The following is a 5,684-nucleotide window of genomic DNA, read 5'->3' as shown; positions in this document are numbered from 1 at the left end:
CAATGCGATGGGCGGCACGCCGTGAGAGCGTGCCGCCCATCGCATTGGGGTGAATCTTGATCGCGCATGCCGCTCATGCGCCAGAGTAGGGCGACTCTCACCGCCCGAACCCGTCAGCTAACCTCGTCAGCGCAGTCGAGAGAGGCATCCCTATTTACGCGTAAGACACGGCTTGTTCCGTGCCTTAGAAGCCGCGGCGGAGCTCGTCTATTCCCGCAGGCTTCTTTCGTATTGCCTTCTCTCCTCATATCCCTTAGGAGGAGAAAACCATGGAACAGGAACAGGAATATATTTTGGTATCGGCTCCCAACAAGCCCGGCGAAGCGTTTATCCGGCAGCTCAAATTCGGCAGCATTCCGTTTGCGGTCATCGTCAACAATAAAGCCGAGCAGACCCGGCTGCAGGAGCTTGGGGTCGAGCGAATTGTGATGGTGGATACGAACGAGGAGAATACATGGCTCGTCCCCGAATGGCCTGTCGGCAAAGTGTTTTTGTTCGAGAACAGTCTGGCCCTATGCTGCCGCTATATCCGCATTTGCCGCTCCTGGACCTCGGAACCGCTGTATGTTATTACGCAATCGAACCATCCGCGCTTGATTTATAAAGGACTCGGTGCCAACTACGTGATTCATACGAACAGCGGCGAAGTATCGTTTCTGATCCATTCGGCGCACGAATAGGCTAACTGAACATCCATGCGCCGAGACTGAGCGTCCCGTACTGATACTTCTGGTACAGCAGCTTCGCCCGTCTGCTGCGGTCCGCCGCGCCCATCGCAATCAACAGAGGCACGAAGTGCTCCGCCGTCGGCACGGCCAGGGCAGCATGCGGCGCCCGCCGCTCGTAATCGAACAAAGCATCCGAATCCCATACCGTAATCCGGTCGTACAGCCAGGCGTCGAATTGCTTGGCCCACAGCTCGGCGGCATCGTCCTGCCAATGCAGCTTGCCAAGATGATGTACCGTCCCGCCGCTGCCGACAATCATGATCCCCTCGCTGCGCAAAGCCTGGAGCGCACGGCCGATCCGGTACTGTTCTTCCGGCACCAGCAGCGGATTCACGGACAAGTGGACGACGGGCACGTCCGCCGCGGGATGCATGAGCGAGAGCAGCGTCCATACGCCGTGATCGAGTCCTCGGGTATCGTCCAGCGTGCAGGCGATCCCTTCGGCATCAAGCAGCCGTCGAATACCCATAGCGAGCAAAATATTCCCTTTCGCAGGATAAGACATATCGTACAGTTTCTCCGGAAACCCGAAAAAATCGTACAGCGTATCCGGCTCGGCCGCCGCACCGATCGTCTGTACTTCGCTTTCCCAATGGGCGCTGAATACGACAATCCCTTCCGGCTTCGGCAGCTGCGCCCCGAGCGCTTTCAAGAAACGGGAATAGCTATGCGGCTCCGTCACAAGTGTCGGCAGGCCATGAGCGAGAAAAAAGGACGGATACATTCGCGCATCATTCTCCTTTTCGATGAGCTGCTCCCGACGGCAAAGCCATGCGGCTGCCGGGGCTCTTGGCGTATTACGCCCGGCGGGATGCCAGATCCGTTATATCGTATTCATCCGCTAACGGAGAGGAGCCAATCCGCTTCAGCTCCAAAGCTCGATTCGGCTGGTCGATACGGCAATCGCGCCGGCGTTGAACAGAACGGGCAGCTCCTCTTTCTTTTCGACGAATCCGCCCAAAATGATATCGAGCCCCGTTTCGTTCTTGATCAAGTTGAGTTTGGGATAAGAGAAGCTAGGCAAAATCTCGATATAGTCCGGTTTCACTTGAGCGGCCGAATTAATAATCGTACGGATCGAGTGGGAGTCGATAATGAAGCCGCGCTGAATGGCGCTCAGTCCGTATTTTTTGGCGTGAAGCAGGCAGGACGTCCGGGTGCTGATGATCCCGTCGATTTTAATCACCTTGGATAAAAAATGAATCGAAGCTTCGTCGTCTTTAATGCCTTTCACCATCTCCAGGTGAAGGTATATTTTTTTGTTCGCTTGCTTGACCGCCCCTACGATGCTTTGTAATTGAATTAATTCCCCTTCCAGCAGAAAAATGACCTCGTGCGGCGAAGCGAGCGCCTTCTCTAATTCTTTAAACCCCCGGACAGCGGGAATCATGGTGTTGGGCTTCAACATAATATCCTCCTTCGATAAAAAATATGAGTTCTCTCACGGTGCAGATGATACTATCATAAACGAAAATAGAATGAATTATTTAGAATTTTTTAACACGCCGCTCCCGGTTCGGAAAACAAGCGAAACCGTGCTGCCGCCCTTCTCCTGAAGAAGGGTGCGACAGCACGGCCCGGTCACTGCTTATTCTTCGTCTTTCTCCCAAAGCATCGTACGATCCACGGCTTTTTTCCAGCCCCGGTACAATTTCGCACGGGTCGGTTCGTCGATGCCCGGTTCGAACACGGTGTCCGAACCGGCACGCGCCGTGATTTCCGTTTTATCCCAGAAGCCGACGGCGATTCCCGCCATGTAAGCGGCGCCAAGCGCAGTCGTTTCGGTCATTTGCGGTCTTTGTACGGCAACCCCGAGAATGTCTGCCTGGAATTGCATCAGCAGGTTGTTCGCGGTCGCCCCGCCGTCGACCCGCAGCGATTGCAGCTTCAGGCCGGAATCGCTCTCCATCGCCCCCAATACGTCTTTCGTTTGGTAGGCCAGCGAGTTCAGCGTAGCCCGGATCAGATGCTCTTTCTTCGTTCCGCGCGTCAAGCCGAAAATCGCGCCTCTGGCGTACATATCCCAATAAGGCGCCCCGAGTCCCGCAAAGGCCGGCACGACATAGACGCCGTCCGTGTCCTTGACTTTGCCTGCGTAATACTCGGAGTCCGACGCCGAGTCGAACAGCTTCAGCCCGTCGCGCAGCCATTGAACCGCCGCACCGGCGATAAAGATGCTTCCTTCCAGCGCGTATTCCACCTTGCCGTCCATACCCCAGGCAATCGTCGTCAGCAACCCGGATTTCGATTCGACGGCCTTCGTGCCGGTATTCATCAGCATGAAGCAGCCGGTGCCATACGTGTTCTTCGCCATCCCCGATTCGAAGCACGTTTGTCCGAACAGCGCCGCATGCTGGTCTCCCGCTACGCCCGCAATCGGGATTTCCGCGCCTCCGAACGTATGCGGATCGGTGGAGCCGTACATGCTTACCGACGGCTTAACCTCCGGCAGCATCGAATACGGAATGTCCAGCTCCTGCAGCAGCTTTTCGTCCCAGCAGAGCTGCTTGATATTATAGAGCATCGTGCGGGATGCGTTCGTGTAATCCGTCGCATGCACTTTGCCCCGCGTCAAATTCCAGATGAGCCAAGTATCGACGGTGCCGAACAGCAGCTCTCCGCGGTTCGCCTTCTCCCTCGCCCCTTCGACGTGGTCCAGCATCCACTTGATTTTCGTTCCGGAGAAGTAAGCGTCTACAACGAGTCCCGTGTTTTCCCGGATATAAGGCTCCAAGCCTCTTGCCTTCAGCTCGTCGCAAAAATCGGCGGTTCTGCGATCCTGCCAGACGATGGCGTTGTGAATGGGCCTTCCCGTATTTTTGTCCCAGATCACCGCCGTCTCCCGCTGGTTGGTAATCCCGATCGAGGCTATCTCCTGCGGGCGTACGCCGACCTTTTCCAGCACCTCGCGGGCTACACCGCTTTGCGTTCCCCAAATTTCCATCGCGTCATGCTCGACCCAACCGGCTTTGGGATAAATTTGCGTAAATTCTTTTTGCGCGGAACCGACGATGCTGCCGCTATGATCGAACAAAATGGCGCGCGAGCTGGTCGTTCCTTGATCGAGCGCAAGCACATATTTTTTATCCATGAAGATGCCCTCCCGTATAGTGTTAAAATGTTAGATATACATGTAGCCTATGCGTCAGCTTCCGAAAACCGCATAATAAAATAGCGTTCCGAGCGAGCCGCCGACCAGCGGACCGACAATCGGAATCCAGGCATAGCCCCAATCCGAAGAGCCCTTCTTCCCGAGCGGCAATACCGCATGCGCGATGCGCGGACCCAGATCGCGGGCCGGATTCATCGCATAGCCGGTCGTTCCTCCAAACGAAAGACCGACACCGACCAGCAGGAAGCCGACGACAAACGGGTTCAAGCCGTCCGTAAATTTGTTGGCGCCGATCGCCAAGATGCAGACAAATAAAATAAACGTCGCCAGCACTTCGCTGATCAGGTTCGCGAACGGGCTGCGGATGGCAGGTCCTGTCGCGAAGGTTCCGAGCTTCGCTCCGGTATCCTCGGTCGCTTTCCAGTGCGGCAAATATTGCAACCATACCAGGCAAGCTCCCAGAAATGCTCCGATGAATTGCGCAGCAATATAAGACGGAACCTTCTCCCAAGGGAATTGTCCGGCCATGGCCAACCCGACGGTAAAGGCGGGATTCAAGTGCGCGCCGCTGATCCGGCCGACCGCAAAAATCGCAATGGCGAGCGCGAGCCCCCAGCCCATCGCAATGACAATCCAACCCGAGTTCTGCGCTTTGGATTTGTTCAGGCTGACTCCGGCGCATACCCCGTCGCCGAATAAAATTAAAAGCATCGTTCCCAGCAATTCCCCCATAAACGGAGTCATAGGTTTACCTCCTGGCATTGTGTTTTTTGTAAACCCTTTCAAACAATCGTTTTAAAGAAGGACTTCTCGCCTTAATTGATCATAGGTCAATATGTTTTGCACCCGAGCCCTTGCATGAAGAGCCCCTCCTTTCCAGGATAAGACAAAAAACAGCCATGATCCGAAATGTGGAAAGCTCCACTTTGGATGATGGCTGTTCTCATCTTCTCACAGCAAAACTGTTTACTTGTGATTTTTATTATAGTATAAGCCCACCGTTTCGTAAACCCTGAATCCCTAAAATTCCAATTATTTGAACGATACGCCAATTACATCCTAAGCGAGCCGTATCTTGTTAAAGAAAATCGGTTTTTACCGTGATGCGCCGCTTTTATGATACGATAAGATTGCAGAAGATGCAGGACAGGAGGCATGACATGCGCAAGCTCGTATTTTTCCTGGGGCCCGCCGGCACGGGCAAGACGACCTTGGCCAAAGCCTTGGTCCGCAGACGCCATGCGGCTTTGTTCGATATGGACACCTTATCCAGGCCCGCATCGGAGGCGATTATGACCCTCTCCGGGCTTGACCCGAACGACCGCGATTCCGATGTTTACAAAATACGCTGCCGGGATCTGGGTTACCGCATCACGATGGACGCCGCTCTGGAAAATGTGGACCTCGGCGTGAACGCGTTTGTCATCGGCCCTTTTACCCGGGAGCTCGAAGATCCGGCATGGCCGGAGAAAGAACTGCTGCGGATCGGCGCGTCGCTGAACGACGTGGACGTCAAAGCGATCCTCGTCTCGCTCCCCGGCGAGCAGCATTACCGCGAGCGCATCCGGGACCGGGGGCTGGCGCTGGATGCATGGAAGCTGGAGAATTGGAGCGAATTCAGCCGCTCCCTTGCGGTTCGGGAAATCCGGTGGAAGCTGCCGGCCTCATCGATTCTCTCGTTCGATAACGCGGGCCCGCTCACGGAAGAAAAGCTGCGCCTAGTCGAGCGGTTTATTTATGCAAACGAATCAGAAGACTAGAGCGGTACTCCACCCTAAAGCAAAAGGCCCCTCGTTTTCGAAGGGGCCCTGAGTGTTGAGACACTTTAGAAGTAGAAAAACTCA

Annotated in this window: 6 protein-coding genes and 1 riboswitch; of the genes, 2 read left to right on the top strand and 4 right to left on the bottom strand. The window is 55.0% G+C overall.

Going from position 1 to position 5,684, the window contains the following annotated elements; all coding sequences use genetic code 11:
- Nucleotides 1–147: riboswitch (cyclic di-AMP (ydaO/yuaA leader) on the top strand. This riboswitch is flagged as partial in the annotation.
- 122 nt (nucleotides 148–269) lie between these two features.
- Nucleotides 270–680 carry a hypothetical protein gene (locus tag QJ48_RS33185; protein WP_054977578.1) on the top strand — a complete coding sequence of 137 codons (411 nt, stop codon included), beginning with the start codon at nucleotides 270–272 and terminating at the stop codon, nucleotides 678–680.
- 1 nt (nucleotide 681) lies between these two features.
- On the opposite strand, the gene QJ48_RS33180 is transcribed toward QJ48_RS33185, so the two are convergent.
- From QJ48_RS33180 to QJ48_RS33165, 4 genes are all read right to left on the bottom strand, one after another.
- Entirely contained in the window at nucleotides 682–1,452 is a 771-nt protein-coding gene (locus tag QJ48_RS33180) for a class III extradiol ring-cleavage dioxygenase (RefSeq protein ID WP_054977577.1), read from the bottom strand.
- A 141-nt stretch (nucleotides 1,453–1,593) separates the two neighbouring features.
- Nucleotides 1,594–2,136, bottom strand: coding sequence for a glycerol-3-phosphate responsive antiterminator (locus QJ48_RS33175; protein WP_010497591.1), 543 nt, complete (start codon nucleotides 2,134–2,136; stop codon nucleotides 1,594–1,596).
- A gap of 180 nt (nucleotides 2,137–2,316) precedes the next feature.
- Complete coding sequence (gene glpK, locus QJ48_RS33170) at nucleotides 2,317–3,819, bottom strand: glycerol kinase GlpK (RefSeq protein ID WP_054977576.1); 1,503 nt, start codon at nucleotides 3,817–3,819, stop codon at nucleotides 2,317–2,319.
- A gap of 54 nt (nucleotides 3,820–3,873) precedes the next feature.
- Entirely contained in the window at nucleotides 3,874–4,584 is a 711-nt protein-coding gene (locus QJ48_RS33165) for an MIP/aquaporin family protein (protein ID WP_054977575.1), read from the bottom strand.
- 416 nt (nucleotides 4,585–5,000) lie between these two features.
- On the opposite strand from QJ48_RS33165, the gene QJ48_RS33160 reads away from it, so the two are divergent.
- Complete coding sequence (locus tag QJ48_RS33160) at nucleotides 5,001–5,600, top strand: AAA family ATPase (protein ID WP_054977574.1); 600 nt, start codon at nucleotides 5,001–5,003, stop codon at nucleotides 5,598–5,600.
- Nucleotides 5,601–5,684 lie beyond the last annotated feature (84 nt).

The organism is Paenibacillus sp. A3, from assembly GCF_001399685.1.
GTDB lineage: Bacteria > Bacillota > Bacilli > Paenibacillales > NBRC-103111 > Paenibacillus_G.
The sequence above is the reverse complement of the archived record's forward strand: the minus strand, read 5'-3'. Positions and strand labels throughout refer to the sequence as shown.